Genomic DNA, 14,580 nt, shown 5'->3' with positions numbered 1-14,580 from the left:
CCGGTCGATAACCCTTCGCCACCAACACATTGTCCCGCACCACCGACAATGGGGTGCCTCGACACTCGAGACACCCCACCATCAAAATGCAACAGCCCCTCTGGGGCACCCAACCGCACCACTGCGCGGAACGCACTCAGAAGTCGGCGGTCTTGCGGGCGCGGATCTTGCTGACGATCGAGAACACCACGGCGATGATCATCAATGCGTAGAGCACGATGGTGATGCCGCTACTGACTAGAATCGACGGGTCGCCCTCGCTGACGGCCAGTGCGCGGCGAAGTGATTCCTCGGCGAGTGGGCCGAGGATCACGGCGATCAACACCGGTGCGAGCGGAATGTCGTAGCGCCGCATCATGAATCCGACGATGCCGAGCCCGAGCATGAAGATCAGATCCACGATCGACGCACTGGACGCATAGACGCCGAGGGCGGCGAACACCGAGATGCCCGCGTACAGGTAGTTCTTCGGGATCTTCAGCAGCTGCGCCCACAACGGTGCGAACGGCAGGTTGAGGATCAGCAGCACGATCATGGCCACGAACAGGCTCGCCAGTAGGGCCCAGACGATGTCGCCGCTGCGCTCGAACAACAGTGGTCCGGGCTGCATACCGTACTGCTGGAAGGCAGCCAACATGATGGCCGCTGTCGCCGACGTCGGCAGACCCAGCGCCAGTAGCGCTCCCATTGCCGTTCCGGCTGTGGAGTTTCCAGCGGCCTCCGGTCCGGCGACACCGCGAATGGCACCCTTGCCGAACATCGGCTTCTCGCGCTTGCGGTCGAGCCTGCGCTCGGTGCCGTACGCGAGGAAACTCGGCACTTCCGCACCTCCGGCAGGAATGACACCGAACGGCACGCCGAATGCCGTGCCGCGCAGCCAGGCCGGCAGCGCGTCGCGGAACTCGGCCTTGCTCAGCCAGGGGCGGCCCTGCGATTTGATCAACGACCGGTCCTCGGGGCGACCTATCTTCGAAGCGATGTGGATGACCTCACCGAGCGCGAGCATCGCGACCGTGATCACGACGATGTGAATGCCGTCGAACAGGGCAGGTACTTCGAAGGTGAATCGTGAAGCGCCCGACGGACCGTCGATACCGATCACGGCCAAAGTGAGACCGATCAGCAGTGCGGTCAACCCCTTGAGAGCGGAGTCGGAGACCACCGCGGAGGTGGCGATGAAGGCGAACACTGCCAGCGCGAGGTACTCGGCCGGACCGAAGTTGGTCGCCAACGACGCGAGCGTCGGGGCGAAGAACACCACCAGGGTCGTCGCGACGATGCCGCCGATGAACGCGCCGATGGCCGAGGTGGCCAAAGCTTGAGGGGCTCTGCCGTTCTTGGCCATCCGGTGGCCCTCGAACGTGCCGGCGATGGCGGTGCTGTTGCCGGGGGTGTTCATCAGGATGCCGGAGATGGAATCGCCGAACAGGCCGCCGAAATACACTCCGGCGAACATGATCAGCGCCGCGGTGGGGTCGAGAGTGAACGTGACCGGCAGCAGAAGCGCCACCGCCATGGCAGAACCGAGTCCGGGTAGCACGCCCACGGCGGTGCCGAGCAGTGCGCCTACGAACACCCACACCAGGTTCATCGGAGTCAGCGCAGTGCCGAACCCGTCGAGAAGATTGCTCAGTGAATCCATCGAAAATTCAGCTCCGTCAGAAGATCTGGGCGAGAACGCCGCCGGGCAAGGTCAGGCCGAGGCCCGCGGAGAATGCGATCTGGACGGCGCTCGAGACCAGCAGCGCGACGGCCGCGTCGAACACGTAACGGCGACCACCCAATCCGACCGAGACACCCCAGAAGAGGATGGCACCGGCGAGAACCCAGCCGAGCGGGTCGAGGAGAGCGATGAACACTGCCACCGATCCGACGGTGATCGACAGGGTTCGCCAGTTGCTCACGGTGCCGGTGTGCGGCACACCGTCGGCGTCGACGCCGCGATCGATGACGTCGGGCTTGACCATGAGTTGGATGGTGACCAACACGGCGACCACGAAGCAACCCCCGGCGACGATGGCCGGAAAGACCTGCGGGCCAGGGGAGGTGGCGGTGGGAGGCACATCCATCGTGATGGTCCCGTAGACCAGGAATGCGCCCAGTGCGACGAGCAGTGCCGGAACGATCAGGCCGCTACGGCCCGTCCAGAAGGAGCGGGAGGTTGCGGTGTCGGGAGTCGTCGTTGTCATACCAGCCCCAGCTCTTCCAGAATTCCGGTGATGCGTGCCTGCTCGACCTCGAGGAATTCCCCGAATTCGTCTCCTGTGACGACCGATTCCTTCCAGCGGTTTCGTTCGACGGCGGTTGCCCATTGCTCGGTCTCGACCATCTCGGTGACGATGTCGACGAGCGTCTGCCGGTCCTCGTCGGAAATCCCGGGCGGCGCAACGATTCCGCGCCAGTTCACGAGGTCGACGTTGTAGCCCTGTTCGATGAACGTATCCACGTCGAATCCTTCGAGCGGCTCGGGCGCGGCCACGGCGAGGGCACGCACGTTGCCTGCTTCGATCTGGTCCCGGAAGTCGTTGAATCCACTGACCGCGACGCCGACGGTGTTGGACAGCAGCGACGTGAGTACCTCACCGCCGCCGGAGTAGGCGATGTAATTGATTGCGGCCGGGTCGATGTCGGCTTCCTGTGCCAATTGGCCCGCGACGATGTGGTCGATTCCGCCGAGAGAGCCGCCGCCGATCGGAAGCCCGCCGGGATTGGCCCGCCACGCCTCGATCATGTCGTCGAGGTTCTGGATCGGCGAGTCCTTGGGAACGACGAAGACCTCGAAGTCCTCGGCGAGCTTGGCGATCGGCACGGTGTCGGCCAAGGTGGTGTCGGAGTTGTTGATCGCGATGCCGCCGAGCATGACGGTGCCGGTGATCATCACCGTGGTGGGCTGACCGCTGAGGTTCTCGAGTTGGCTCAGGCCGATGGTGCCGCCGGCCCCTGGAACGTTGACCACCTGCGCGTTGTTGACGATGCCGTCGCTGCGCAGCGCCTGCTGCGACTCGCGCGCGACCAAGTCCCAGCCGCCGCCGGCGGCAGCAGGTGCTATCAGTGTCAATTTGGCTCGGGCGTCGGAGCCGCTGGCACTGCGAGCGGCGTCGATCCCGGCGACGGTGACTGCTCCCACCACCACCAGGGCTCCGGCCGTTCGTAGCAGGGTGGGCGATATCGCCATCAGAGACCTTTCGTGTGGTGTGTCACAGCGTCAGGTTAGATACAGTTTGTCTGATTAGTCCAGTTCACAACATCGAGGTCGATCTTCGGTGGATTCGAGCAACGGGAGAGACCGTGTCATTAGCGAGCGCAGTGGCAGTAGCGATGAGCAACACCCCCGAGGGCCAGGAAGCGTTGCGACGTGGTGCCGCCGAGGCAGAGCTGCGTCGGACCGAGCTGATCGTATTGTCCGTGGTGGACCGCGATTCCGTATCGGCGGAAGACCGTAGCGCGGCGCAGGCCGAGGTGGAGCGGACTCTCCCCGGAACTACGACGACGGTGCGCGTCGAACCGGACGGCGGAGACCCGGCCGGCGCACTGGTCGATCTCGTCGCCGACGTCGGTGCGGGGATGCTCGTCATCGGGTCCAAGCGCAGATCGGCGGTCGGCAAATTCCTGATGGGCAGCACGGTGCAGCGCGTTCTGTTGGACAGCCCGGTCCCCGTCCTCGTCGTGAAAGCGCCGTGACCCGGTAGTATCGGACAAATCTCCCACCACTCGACCTCGAGGAATCATGGACAGCGATAAACCCGGGCCGGACACGGCTCCCCGCACTACAGCTACTACGTGCGAGGCGGTGTCCGGCGAATGAGCGTTCTGCTCACTCTTCTGCTCGGCCTGCTCGTCGTTTTTCTCATCACCGTCGCAACCGGCTACTTCGTTGCGCAGGAATTCGCGTACATGACCGTCGACCGGTCCCGGCTCAAGGCGCGTGCCGAGGCCGGCGACGCCGTCGCAGCTCGCACGCTGACCGTCACCAAGCGGACCTCGTTCATGCTCTCGGGTGCACAGCTGGGTATCACGGTCACCGGCCTGCTTGTCGGCTACGTCGCCGAACCGCTGATCGGGCAGTCGTTCGGAGCGATACTGGGCGGCGTCGGTGTTCCGACAGCAGTCGGTGTCGGCCTCGGTGCCGTTCTGGCGATCACGTTCGCGACGTTCGTACAGATGCTCTTCGGTGAACTGTTCCCGAAGAACTTCGCCATCGCGCGCCCCGAGCCCGTGGCTCGATGGCTCTCGCTGTCGACGACCATCTATCTCAAGCTCTTCGGTTGGCTCATCACCATTTTCGACCAGTCGTCGAACCTGTTGCTCAAAGCACTGAAGATCGAGCCGGTGCACGATGTGGAACATTCGGCGAGCCCACGCGACCTCGAGCACATCGTCTCGGATTCGCGGGAGACCGGGGATCTGCCCGACGAGCTGTCGACGCTGCTCGATCGCATTCTCGACTTCCCCACGCGCAACGTCGAACACGCCATGATCCCGCGTTCACGTGCGGCGACGGTCCGCGACACCGACACACTCGGTGAGGTGAAAACACTGATGGGCCAAGAACATTCTCGATACCCCGTGCTCGACGAGGACGACGGAATCGTGGGTGTGGTGCATCTGCACGACGTGTTGGCCTCCACCGCGCCGGATTCGACCCCCATCGCAGACCTCACCCGCGATGCGCTGATCCTTCCCGAGATGCAGAGCCTGCCCGACGCGATGCGCGAGCTGCGGGCGACACGGAACCAATTGGCCTGTGTCATCGACGAATACGGTGGTCTCACCGGAGTGATCACCATCGAGGACCTGGCCGAAGAGCTCGTCGGCGAGATCACCGACGAGCACGACGACGGCGTACTCGACCCGAGCCCGGTCAGCGCCGACGACGGCAGCTGGACGATGGCAGGGGAGGTGCACGTCGACGAGGTCGAGCGGGCCATCGGCGTCGACCTCCCCGACGGTGACTACGAGACCATCGCGGGATTCGCCATCGCCCATCATGGTTCGCTACCCGACATCGGGACCCGTATCGAGGTCGATCTGCCGCCGGACAACGCGGACCTCGCCAACGACGACGAGACGCCGATTCGATTCGTCACGATCGAGGTGCAGGAGATCGACAGTCACGTGCCGTCACTACTGACCCTCACCATCGACGAGCGGACAACCGAGCACGACGAGAATTCGGCCGAGTCCGATACTGCAGGAGCGCACCGATGAGCAACCTCTGGTTCTTTCTGGCCGTCACCATCGGTCTGATCGCTGCGAGCGCCTTCTTCGTTGCCGTGGAGTTCGCACTTCTCGCGGCCAAACGGCATCGCCTCGAGGACGCTGCCCCCAACTCGCGGGCGGCGCGGGCTGCTCTGCGCAGCTCCTCGGAATTGACGGTGCTGCTCGCCGGATCGCAGCTCGGTATCACCGTCTGCACCCTCGCGCTCGGCGCGACCACCAAGCCGGCCGTGCACTACTGGCTCACGCCGCTGTTCGAGAGCATCGGCCTGCCCTACTGGTTCGCGGACGTCCTCGGCTTCGTCCTGGCCCTGATCATCGTCACATTCCTGCACTTGGTCGTCGGCGAGATGGCTCCGAAGTCCTGGGCCATCGCGCATCCCGAGAAGTCGGCAACGATGCTCGCAATCCCCATGCGCGCGTTCATGTTTCTCACGCGTCCGGTGCTGACGGCCTTGAACAACATGGCGAACTGGTGCCTACGCAAGGTGGGCGTCGAGCCGGCCGACACCGTCGGCACCGGGCAGAACGCAGACGACCTGCGTCAGCTCGTCGAGCACTCGGTCAACGTAGGAGCCCTGGACGCGAGTTACCAGGCGCAGATATCCGGGGCATTGGAATTGCAAGATCTGACCGTCGGTGACCTGGTGGCCGGAAGTGGCGCGCCGACGTCGGTACCGTCGTCGGCGTCGATCGACGACGTGCGGGAGGCGTCTCGGATCAGCGGCCATCTGCGCATACTCGTCAGTGACGACGAGGTAGTGAAAGGTGTTGTACACGTAAGGGATACGTTGACCGAGCCGGAGTATCTCGCCGAGATCACCCGCCCGGCCTACACGCTGGATCGGACGACACCGGTCTACGTCGCCCTGCAGTCGATGCGCGAGACCAGACATCATCTGGCGCTGGTCGTCGAACCGTCGGCCGAGGCGGGTGACAGTGCGCGCACGATCGGCGTTGTCACCCTGTCGGATGTGTTGACGCGGCTGCTGCCCGAGCCTGTCTGATCTTCGGTCACCCCATACGAATCATCCCCGCCCGGCCGACGCGGCCGAGCGGGGATTTTTCGTGAGCACCGGGTCCGAATGTCAGATCGGGGCGATGACCAGAAGGTGTGCCCAATACGACGCGACATCGTGGCCGAGTTGGGGGAGCAGAACGTCGTAGAGCAGGTAGGACATCATTGCCGTCGAACTCCTTGTTCAGCGGGCCGTCACCGGCTCGCGTACCGAGACTGTAGTCAGTGAGACTGTAGATCAACCTGGGCCCGGCGGCGCTGATATGGCCTGCGCAAGTCGTGTTTCACCCCGACGACGACGGGCATCAGCCGATGCAGCCCTGCAGGGTGGTGAAGCTTCCGGCGAAGCCGGCACCGTTGCAGACGGCACCCTCGGGGGTGAGTGTGATCGTCGAGCCCGGCGCAGCCACGGCGATCGACAGTCCGAGGCCGGCCGCGGTGTTCTGTGCGATGGCACCGGGACCGAAGGCGATCGCAGCAGGCGCACCGCCGAAGCCGGCGTTGCTGACGGCAGTTCCGCCGTTGAGACCGAGGGCCAGTGCCGCCGCGTTGTTCATCGCTTCCGCCGAGCCCCATCCCTCGAGGCCGACTCCTGCTGCGGCACTTGCGCCGTCTGCGGAGCTGTCGCACTGTGAACCTCCGACGAGCGCGGCGACGTCGGCCCCTCCGGGTGCTGTGGTGCAGGCGACCGGTGCGGCCGAGGCCGTGCCGGGCACCAGGGCCGCGAAGGTACAGGCGAATCCGAATGCTGCCGCTCCGCCGAGAATTCTCTTGGTGTGGAACATGGTCGATGCCTCCAAGATTTGGCGCAGGCACCGGGCGTGCCGCGCTCCTGCGGTTGCCGGATCGACATGCTCGTGCGCCCCGACGACCTTCCTCGAGTGTTACCCCGTAGCGACGCGCTCAGAGATCCGCATGGTCTCGAGTACATCTCGGTATGATCACAGCGCGGTAAACAGCGTTCCCCCACCCTTGGTGCTTACGATGGCTCCATGATCGGACGTATCGACGAGGTCGTATTCGACTGCACGGAACCGGCTGTGCTGGCCCGATTCTGGGCGGGTGTTCTCGGTGGTCGGCCTGTCGTGCGCGACGACTCGTGGCATTTCGTCGATGTTCCCGGGTTCACCCGGATGGCGTTCCAGCGAGTGCCCGAGGGTAAGTCCGGCAAGAATCGACTACATCTCGACGTGGACGTTCCCAGCATCGACGTTGCCGTCGAGCAGGCAGTCGGTCTGGGTGCGACGGCGGTGGGGGACCGGCACACCACTGCGGCCGGGTCGTTCCAGGTGCTACTCGACCCCGAGGGCAACGAATGGTGTCTGGTGACACCCCTCAGCTGACTAGCGGGCGTCGTGCTCGGCGCGTGCTTCGAGCACGGCAGGCATCGAGCCCTCGATCAGTTCGATGAGGTCGGTCAACCGTGATCCGACCTCACGTCCGAGCGGGGTGAGGCTGTATTCGACCTTGGGCGGGATTGTCTCGAGCACGGTGCGCACGATGAGGCCGTCACGTTCGAGGGTCTGCAGCGTCTGTGCCAACATTCGCTCGCTGACGCCGTCGACGCGTCGGCGCAGGGCATTGAATCGGTAGTCGCTCTCGGTGAGGGCGGCCAGGACGAGCACTCCCCACCTACTCGTCGCGTTCTGCAGCGTCTGCCGTGACCCGCATTCCCGTGCGAAGACGGATGCTTCGAGAGATTCGACGGCCTCGGACATTTCTCCATGTTAGCGCAGGCCGTACCGGCAGCGCTAAATTTCGATGTTGCACTGCACGAAAAGTAAGTGCATGATGAAACGGAACTTGATACTTCAACCTCGGGAGCGTTTTCCATGACCACAGCCATCACCGGAGCGACAGGCAATCTCGGCGGGCTCGTCGTCGCCGCACTCATCGATCGCGGCGTCGCGCCTGCCGACATCGTCGCCGTCGTACGCAACGCCGACAAGGCGGCCGCACTCGCCGAGCGCGGTGTGGTGGTACGGGTGGCCGACTACAGCGACACCGACGCGCTGACGTCTGCGTTCGCGGGTGTCGAGAAGGTGCTGTTGATCTCGGGATCGGAGGTCGGCCAGCGAATTGCTCAGCACAACAACGTCATCGACGCCGCCGAGGCAGCCGGGGTGAGCCTCATCGCATACACGAGCGTGCTCGCTGCCGACACCTCCGGCATCAGCCTTGCGCCGGAGCACAAGGCCACCGAAGAGCGATTGACGGCCTCGCCGATTCCCGCTGTGTTTCTGCGTAACGGCTGGTACTGGGAGAACTACCTGGGCTCGCTCGGCCAGGCCATCGACAGTGGAGTGTGGCTGGGTGCAGGCGGGAACGGCAAGATCGCCGCTGCCTCACGTGCCGATTACGCCGCCGCTGCCGCGGCTGTGCTGACTCTCGAGAACCAGGGCGAGAAGATCTACGAGCTCGGCGGGGACGAGCGCCTGACCTATGCCGAACTCGCGGACGTTCTCGCCGGCATCTCCGGGAAGCCGGTCGTCTACAAGGACGTCACCGAGTCGGAGTACGCCTCGATTCTGCAGGGCGCAGGACTGCCCGATTTCGTGGCGACCATGCTGGCGAGCGCAGATGCCGGTATCTCCCGCGGGGAACTCGACACCGATTCCGGTGACCTGCAGGCATTGATCGGCCGCGCGTCCACCCCGGTCGCCGAGGTGTTCCGCTCCGCGATCTGACGGGATACACGGGGCCCCGTATGCCACTTGTAGCGTGGGCCCCGTGAAACTCACCTCGACCCGCACCCTGTTCCTGGCCGCCACCACCTCACTCGTCCTGTTGACGGGTGCATGCAGTTCCGACTCGGATTCCGGGACGACGCAGACGACGTCCTCGGCGACGTCCTCCACCGATGCGACGGCTTCGAGTAGCTGCCCCACGGGCACACCCGACCCGTCGGCCACCCCGGAGTGGACACTGGCAGGCGACACCGGCAGCATCGCCGTCACCGGATCGACGGATACAGCGGCCCCGGCCGTCGACGTCGAAGCCCCGTTCAGCGTCGCCGAGACGCAGGTGAAAACGCTGAAGGCCGGGGACGGCCCGATCGTCGCCGACGACGCGAACGTGTCCGTCTGCTACCTGGGCGTCAACGGACGCGACGGATCGACGTTCGACAGCAGTTTCGAGCGCGGCGCACCGGTCGAGTTCCCACTGACCGGCGTGGTGGCGGGCTTCCAGAAAGCCATCGCCGGACAGACCGTCGGCTCGACCGTCGCCGTAGCGGTGACGTCGGCCGACGGTTACGCGACCGGCAATCCGGCAGCCGGAATCGAGCAGGGCGACAGCCTGATCTTCGCTATCTCGATCCTGTCCGCGAGCTGAGGGCCTCCGGCAGTGGCGTGGTTATAAGCCCTCTGCGGCACATAGCCACGCCACTTCGGCTCCGCCGCACTACACGGTCGAGAGCTGCTGAATCGTCGTCGCGCCGCCCGGGGTGGGCGTCGTGGTGATGAAGTTGGAGTCGTAACCCAGCGATTCGACGACGCTGCGGATCTCGCGGAACTGCTCGACGCTGACGTCGGGCGTGCGCTTGAGCACAAATCCGGACGTGCGGTTGGGGCTTCCGACGAAGGCCCACGAGTAGTCGTCTGCGATGTAGGCCACGATGTAGTTGGTCGGCCCCTCCTGGCTCTCCTGCGTGGGGACGCCCGGGAAGCTCACGTGCAGTTGGGCTTTGGTGACGGTGTCGTTGACCCGAGCATTGCCGACGATGCGGTTCTCCTGGCCCGTCCAGGTGGTGCAGGTGTTCTCGACGCGAATGTTGAATTCGTCGATCATCTGGTAGTTCGCCTGCGTGTCACGGGCGCAGATCAGGTTGAACGGCTGCGGCACCGCGGCAACCTGGTTCCAAGTGCCCAAGTACCGTTCGACATCGAGTGACGGGATCGGAGCCAGTGGCTCGAGACCGACCGACCCCAAAGGGCCGACCGGTTGCGCTTGCGCGGGGGCCGCGCCGAGCAGGGCACCTGCGGCGACTGCTCCTGCAATTGCGGTGCGGCTCAACATCGTACGTACCTTCATGAATTTCGCTCCTTGGTTGCGGTCGTCTCGTTGTCGATCGTGCTCGGCCACCAAATCCCCGGGCCGATGAGGGTGAACAGGGCGGGAATCACGACGGTGCGTACTACGAAGGTGTCGAGCAGAATGCCCAGGCCGACGATGATTCCCAACTGGGTGAGGGTGATCAGCGGTAGGACGCCGAGGACGCAGAACACTGCTGCCAGAACGATTCCCGCGCTGGTGATGACGCCGCCGGTGGCCGAGACCGCCCGCACGATCGCAGATCTGGTGCCGTGCCGAACCGTCTCCTCCCGGGTCCGCGTGACCAGAAAGATGGTGTAGTCGACACCGAGGGCGACGAGAAACAGGAACGCGAACAGGGGAGTGTTGTCGTCGAGCGCGGGAAAGCCGAAGACGTGCAGGCTCACCCAGCTACCGATACCGATGGCGGCCACGGCACTCAGGACCGTGGTGGCGACGAGAATCAACGGTGCGACGACGGCGCGAAGCAGTATCAACAGCACGAGTAGGACGACCGCCAGGATCGCCGGGATCACCACGAGCCGATCGCGGGCGGCAGCGTCGGTGGTGTCGAGTGCTTTGGCGTCGCTGCCGCCGACTCGTGTGTCGTCGACACCCGCAAGGGCGGACCGAAGGTTCTCGACGACGGTGAACGATTCGTCGGAGGCGGGGGCAGCGTCGGTGACCACCGACAGCCGGGTCAGTCCGGTATCGGAATCAGCGACCCGATCCACCGAGACGACGCCGTCGACGTCCCGGACGGTGGCGACGACGCCGTCGATATCCGAGGTGGGTGCGAGAACCGTGATCGGGTCGGCGGATCCGGCCGGAAAGTGTTGCGAGAGAGTGTCGAATCCTTCGACGGATTCGGCGGTCACCCGGAATTGCTCGGTCTGCGACAGCCCGATCTGTGTGCCGACCAGGGCCGCGCAGCAGGCGAGCAGTACGGCGATGGTGATGGACGCGGTCGCCACCGGACGACGAGCGACACCGGCGGCAACCGAATGCCAGACGCCCTCGGTGGTGGTATCGCGATCGGACGGCTTGGGGACGAAGGGCCAGAACAACTTCGGGCCGCACAGTGCCAACAACGGAGGCAGTACGAACAGCACGAACACCGATGCGACGACGAGGCCGGCCGCGGCCAGCGCTCCCAAGCTGCGAGTGCTGGGGAGGATGGCCAGCAACAGAGTCAGCAGTGCGAGGACAACGGTGGCATTGCTGGCGAGGATGGCCGGGCCGGCGTTCCGGACGGCGTGGCGCAACGCGAGCCGGTGATCGGACTCGCGGCGGAGCTCCTCGCGGTAACGAGAGATCAGCAGCAGGGCGTAATTGGTGCCTGCGCCGAAGACGAGCACGCTGGTGATCCCCGAGGTCGAGCCGTCGAACGACAGCCCGGTCGCCTCGGCGAGGGCCGTGCCGACGGTGGAGGCGAACCGATCGGCGAAACCGATGACGGCAAGCGGAACCAACCACAGAATGGGCGATCGATAGGTGGCGATGAGGAGCACTGCCACCACGAGTGCGGTGACGGCGAGCAACGTGAAATTGGCCCCGGAGAACGAGTTGGCGATGTCTGCTCCGAATGCCGGCCCGCCGGTGACCTGGGCGTTGAGATCGGACGGTAGGCCGTCCGTCGCCGCGGATCGGAGGCTTGTGATCAGGTCGTTCAGGGTGAAGCCGGACAGTTCCGAGTTCACCTGAACGAACGCGATTGCGGCCTTCCCGTCCGGTGCGACGATCGGAGGCGGTCCAGGTTCGTCGGTCACCGACCGGTCGACGGTGAGCAGCCTGGCCTGCGCAGCAGCGGCTGCCTCGATATCGGCCTGGGGCAGGTCACCGCCATCGACGCGGCTCAGAACGAGGATCACCGGTGCGGTGTCGGAGTCCGGGAACTGAGAGAGCAGCTCGTCCACCTGGTAGGACTCGGCGGAGGTCGGCAAGGAGTTCGGCGACTGACCGGCAGAATCGTTGCTACCGACGAGCCCGATCACGGCAATCGAGAGAATCAGAATGGCGAGGGCGAGCGCCCACGATCGACGATGCGTCACGGCCGCGGCGATGCGGTCCCAGGCTGCGGTGGTCTCGGTACGGGTGCTGTCCACGAACAAACAATCTCATTTACTTAGATATTAAGCAACTGAATCTCTTGCGGGCAGTAGTCTGACCATGACCGCAGCGAAGGAGTTACCACCGCCATGACCGACCGAAACCACCTCGAATCCGCGATATCGGCGGACCTTCGGGCGCTGTCATCGGTGTCGGAACAGATCGGTCAGGTATTCGGTGCGTTGCACAGCTTGCGGCCCAACGACTTTCGCGCTCTGCTGCATGTGATGGTCGCCGACGTCGAGGGCGCGCCCCTCACCGCGGGTGAGCTCGGCACGATGCTCGGACTGTCGTCCGCGGCGATGACGTATCTGGTGGAGCGAATGATCGCGTCCGGTCATATTCGACGCGAATCCGACGCGTCGGACCGACGTAAAGTCATACTTCGCTACGACGAGCACGGTATGGAGGTTGCTCGCGGGTTCTTCGGACCACTGGGAGCGCGCACCAGCGCTGCGCTCGCGGACCTACCGGATTCGGATCTCGACGCTGCCCACCGAGTGTTCGAAGCGCTCATCGGAGCCATGCGCGAGCATCACGCCGACCTGGGAAACAGCACCCGCACGTAGCCCGCGTTCGCATCGGGATGTTCGAACCGCTGGTGGGGGCCCGCATTGTGCCAATGCTGGACTCCGAGCGTGCCGGTGCCGTAGGGTTGGCCGTGGTTGAGCTAACAGCCGGTCACGGGGAAACGCAGCGAAGTGTGCGCCCGGGTCAGGCGAAGAATTCTGCTCCCGTTGCGTAGATCGGTTTCCCCTTCAGTTCGACCGATCGATGGGATCTGCCATGAGTGTTGAATCACGAGGCAACAAAGTTCGAACCACTTCGGTGAGCGTCGCGGAGAAGTCCGTGTCCGTTGCAGCAACCGGAGCCATCTTCACCGCGCACGACGGCACCGACGGTTCACTCGTCGTCGCCGTCCACGGCGACATCGACATGCTCAGCGCGCCGATGTTCTCCGATTTCGTCTGCAGTCGCGTGTCCAGCAAACGGCATCTGACTCTCGACCTGTCCAATGTCGAGTTCTTCGGCATCGCCGGACTCTCCGTCTTCGATGCAGTTCGTGAATACACGGCTGGCATCGGTGCTTCGTGGTCGATCGTGGCAAGCCGATCGGTGACCCGCCTGCTGCAGGTTGCCGACCTCGAGTCGACGATTCCGACCTCCCGACCGACGACCGACCAATAGAACTGGCGGCGACATCGCCGCGACAAGAGGTGGGCAGCTCCTGCACAGGGGCTGCCCACTGTCGTTTGCCGTCCCCCCGCACAACGATCGGGCGGTCCCGCGAATCACTGGGACCGCCCGATCGTCGTGTGAATGCACAAGGTCTAGTCCTTGGTGCCTTCCGAGTCGCTGAAAAATGCCCAGTCGCCGTCGTGCTCGACTTCGAGGCGCCAGCCCAGCTCCTCGTTGTCGGCGCGGCTGTCCTTGAACCAGGCGTGCGCATCCTCGGAACTGGTGATGTCCTTGGTGGCGACGACGGTTCCGTGCGGGTCGATAACTCTGTAATTTGCCATGCGGTGAGGGTGCCCCGATGTTGCGCAACCTAACCCAGCCGCATCACCGGCACCGGCCGCTACGAAAAGCGGAAGCCCGTGCCGCGCACTCCGGATAGAGCTGGGCAGAAGCCGGGGCTGTGTCGGAGGGCAGGGCTGGGTAGTAAGGCCGGGTTGTGTTGGAGGCCGGGCTGTGTGGGACGGCTGGGCTGTATGGGAGGGCCGGGCTGTGTGGGAAGCGAGGCTGTGTTGAAGGCAGAGCTGTGCCGTGGTGGTGGTGTGGGTCGTCAGGCGGGTTGTCGTGGTTCTTCGTCGCCGGTGTCGCGGGTGTTGTCGCTGTGGTGGTCGGGTGGGTAGAGCACCTCTTCGGGGTGGTGGGCGTGGTTGATCAGCCCGCGGCGTGTGGGGTCCATTCCGGTGGGTGGGTGCCACAGGGTGCGGCCCGGATAGCGATGTCCTGCTGTGGTTTTGGTGGTTGCCCACTTTCCGGGTCCGGTGCCGACGAGTGCGTGGTGCATGTCGCAGGCGAAGGTGAGGGAGTCGATGTCGGTGGGTCCGCCCTCGACCCAGTCGTCGAGGTGATGTGACTAGCACCAGGTCGCGGGGCGGGTGCAGGAGGGGAAGCTGCAGCCGCGGTCGCGGGCGATGAGGACGATGCGTTGGTCGGCGGAGGCGATGCGTTTGGATCGGCCGAGGTAGAGGGCT

17 protein-coding genes are annotated in these 14,580 nt (G+C 64.8%); 8 read left to right on the top strand and 9 right to left on the bottom strand.

The genetic code is table 11. The features are described from left to right. Positions 1 to 136: 136 nt before the first annotated feature. Genes CH268_RS04150 through CH268_RS04140 form a run of 3 tightly spaced genes read right to left on the bottom strand, consistent with a single transcriptional unit; the run spans position 137 to position 3,175 of the window. A complete protein-coding gene (locus tag CH268_RS04150; RefSeq protein WP_032381592.1) occupies positions 137 to 1,642 on the bottom strand; it encodes a tripartite tricarboxylate transporter permease in 1,506 nt (501 codons plus the stop codon). 16 nt (positions 1,643 to 1,658) lie between these two features. Next, complete coding sequence (locus CH268_RS04145) at positions 1,659 to 2,189, bottom strand: tripartite tricarboxylate transporter TctB family protein (RefSeq protein ID WP_094662504.1); 531 nt, start codon at positions 2,187 to 2,189, stop codon at positions 1,659 to 1,661. Next, on the bottom strand, positions 2,186 to 3,175 hold the full coding sequence (locus CH268_RS04140) for a Bug family tripartite tricarboxylate transporter substrate binding protein (protein ID WP_027495764.1): 990 nt from the start codon (positions 3,173 to 3,175) through the stop codon (positions 2,186 to 2,188). Before CH268_RS04140 ends, CH268_RS04145 begins: the two co-directional genes overlap by 4 nt. Positions 3,176 to 3,288: 113 nt before the next feature. Between CH268_RS04140 and CH268_RS04135 the strand changes: the two genes are divergently transcribed. The 3 genes from CH268_RS04135 to CH268_RS04125 all read left to right on the top strand — a co-directional run bounded on the left by CH268_RS04135 (position 3,289) and on the right by CH268_RS04125 (position 6,224). Continuing rightward, positions 3,289 to 3,681 (top strand): universal stress protein, encoded by a 393-nt coding sequence (locus CH268_RS04135; RefSeq protein ID WP_228139355.1) that lies wholly within the window; start codon positions 3,289 to 3,291, stop codon positions 3,679 to 3,681. Between the two features lie 120 nt (positions 3,682 to 3,801). After that, positions 3,802 to 5,208 carry a hemolysin family protein gene (locus CH268_RS04130; RefSeq protein ID WP_027495766.1) on the top strand — a complete coding sequence of 469 codons (1,407 nt, stop codon included), beginning with the start codon at positions 3,802 to 3,804 and terminating at the stop codon, positions 5,206 to 5,208. Then, positions 5,205 to 6,224 (top strand): hemolysin family protein, encoded by a 1,020-nt coding sequence (locus CH268_RS04125; protein ID WP_094662502.1) that lies wholly within the window; start codon positions 5,205 to 5,207, stop codon positions 6,222 to 6,224. The genes CH268_RS04130 and CH268_RS04125 overlap by 4 nt, the downstream gene beginning before the upstream one ends. Before the next feature lie 316 nt (positions 6,225 to 6,540). On the opposite strand, the gene CH268_RS04120 is transcribed toward CH268_RS04125, so the two are convergent. Further along, positions 6,541 to 7,020 (bottom strand): DUF6764 family protein, encoded by a 480-nt coding sequence (locus CH268_RS04120; RefSeq protein WP_032366787.1) that lies wholly within the window; start codon positions 7,018 to 7,020, stop codon positions 6,541 to 6,543. 207 nt (positions 7,021 to 7,227) lie between these two features. Here CH268_RS04120 and CH268_RS04115 point away from each other — a divergent pair, with 207 nt between their 5' ends. Continuing rightward, positions 7,228 to 7,578, top strand: coding sequence for a VOC family protein (locus tag CH268_RS04115; RefSeq protein ID WP_094662500.1), 351 nt, complete (start codon positions 7,228 to 7,230; stop codon positions 7,576 to 7,578). Here the strand turns inward: CH268_RS04115 and CH268_RS04110 are convergent, their stop codons facing one another. Continuing rightward, the gene (locus tag CH268_RS04110; protein ID WP_027495770.1) at positions 7,579 to 7,953 is read right to left on the bottom strand and encodes a winged helix-turn-helix transcriptional regulator; all 375 of its coding nucleotides are present in this window, start codon (positions 7,951 to 7,953) and stop codon (positions 7,579 to 7,581) included. Positions 7,954 to 8,067: 114 nt separating this feature from the next. On the opposite strand from CH268_RS04110, the gene CH268_RS04105 reads away from it, so the two are divergent. Both CH268_RS04105 and CH268_RS04100 read left to right on the top strand, forming a co-directional pair. Then, positions 8,068 to 8,922, top strand: a complete 855-nt coding sequence (locus CH268_RS04105) for an SDR family oxidoreductase (RefSeq protein ID WP_094662498.1) — start codon at positions 8,068 to 8,070, stop codon at positions 8,920 to 8,922. Between the two features lie 34 nt (positions 8,923 to 8,956). Then, on the top strand, positions 8,957 to 9,568 hold the full coding sequence (locus CH268_RS04100; RefSeq protein WP_094621571.1) for an FKBP-type peptidyl-prolyl cis-trans isomerase: 612 nt from the start codon (positions 8,957 to 8,959) through the stop codon (positions 9,566 to 9,568). 69 nt (positions 9,569 to 9,637) lie between these two features. Here the strand turns inward: CH268_RS04100 and CH268_RS04095 are convergent, their stop codons facing one another. After that, positions 9,638 to 10,267, bottom strand: a complete 630-nt coding sequence (locus CH268_RS04095) for a lipocalin family protein (RefSeq protein WP_094662496.1) — start codon at positions 10,265 to 10,267, stop codon at positions 9,638 to 9,640. After that, positions 10,264 to 12,318 (bottom strand): MMPL family transporter, encoded by a 2,055-nt coding sequence (locus tag CH268_RS04090; protein ID WP_255182285.1) that lies wholly within the window; start codon positions 12,316 to 12,318, stop codon positions 10,264 to 10,266. Before CH268_RS04090 ends, CH268_RS04095 begins: the two co-directional genes overlap by 4 nt. A 147-nt stretch (positions 12,319 to 12,465) precedes the next feature. Between CH268_RS04090 and CH268_RS04085 the strand changes: the two genes are divergently transcribed. Together CH268_RS04085 and CH268_RS04080 are read left to right on the top strand one after the other, a co-directional pair. Then, positions 12,466 to 12,945: a MarR family winged helix-turn-helix transcriptional regulator gene (locus CH268_RS04085; RefSeq protein ID WP_094662494.1), complete on the top strand. Its 480-nt coding sequence runs from the start codon at positions 12,466 to 12,468 to the stop codon at positions 12,943 to 12,945. 280 nt (positions 12,946 to 13,225) lie between these two features. Continuing rightward, positions 13,226 to 13,564, top strand: coding sequence for an STAS domain-containing protein (locus CH268_RS04080; RefSeq protein ID WP_230073692.1), 339 nt, complete (start codon positions 13,226 to 13,228; stop codon positions 13,562 to 13,564). A gap of 143 nt (positions 13,565 to 13,707) precedes the next feature. Here CH268_RS04080 and CH268_RS04075 read toward each other — a convergent pair whose 3' ends face one another. Next, a complete protein-coding gene (locus CH268_RS04075) occupies positions 13,708 to 13,896 on the bottom strand; it encodes a hypothetical protein (protein WP_027495777.1) in 189 nt (62 codons plus the stop codon). 266 nt (positions 13,897 to 14,162) lie between these two features. Then, a complete protein-coding gene (locus CH268_RS28125; RefSeq protein WP_255182284.1) occupies positions 14,163 to 14,393 on the bottom strand; it encodes a hypothetical protein in 231 nt (76 codons plus the stop codon). Positions 14,394 to 14,580 lie beyond the last annotated feature (187 nt).

The sequence above is a fragment of the Rhodococcus sp. 06-1460-1B genome (assembly GCF_002258475.1).
GTDB classification, from domain to species: domain Bacteria; phylum Actinomycetota; class Actinomycetes; order Mycobacteriales; family Mycobacteriaceae; genus Rhodococcoides; species Rhodococcoides fascians.
This window is presented reverse-complemented; position numbering and strand designations above follow the sequence as displayed.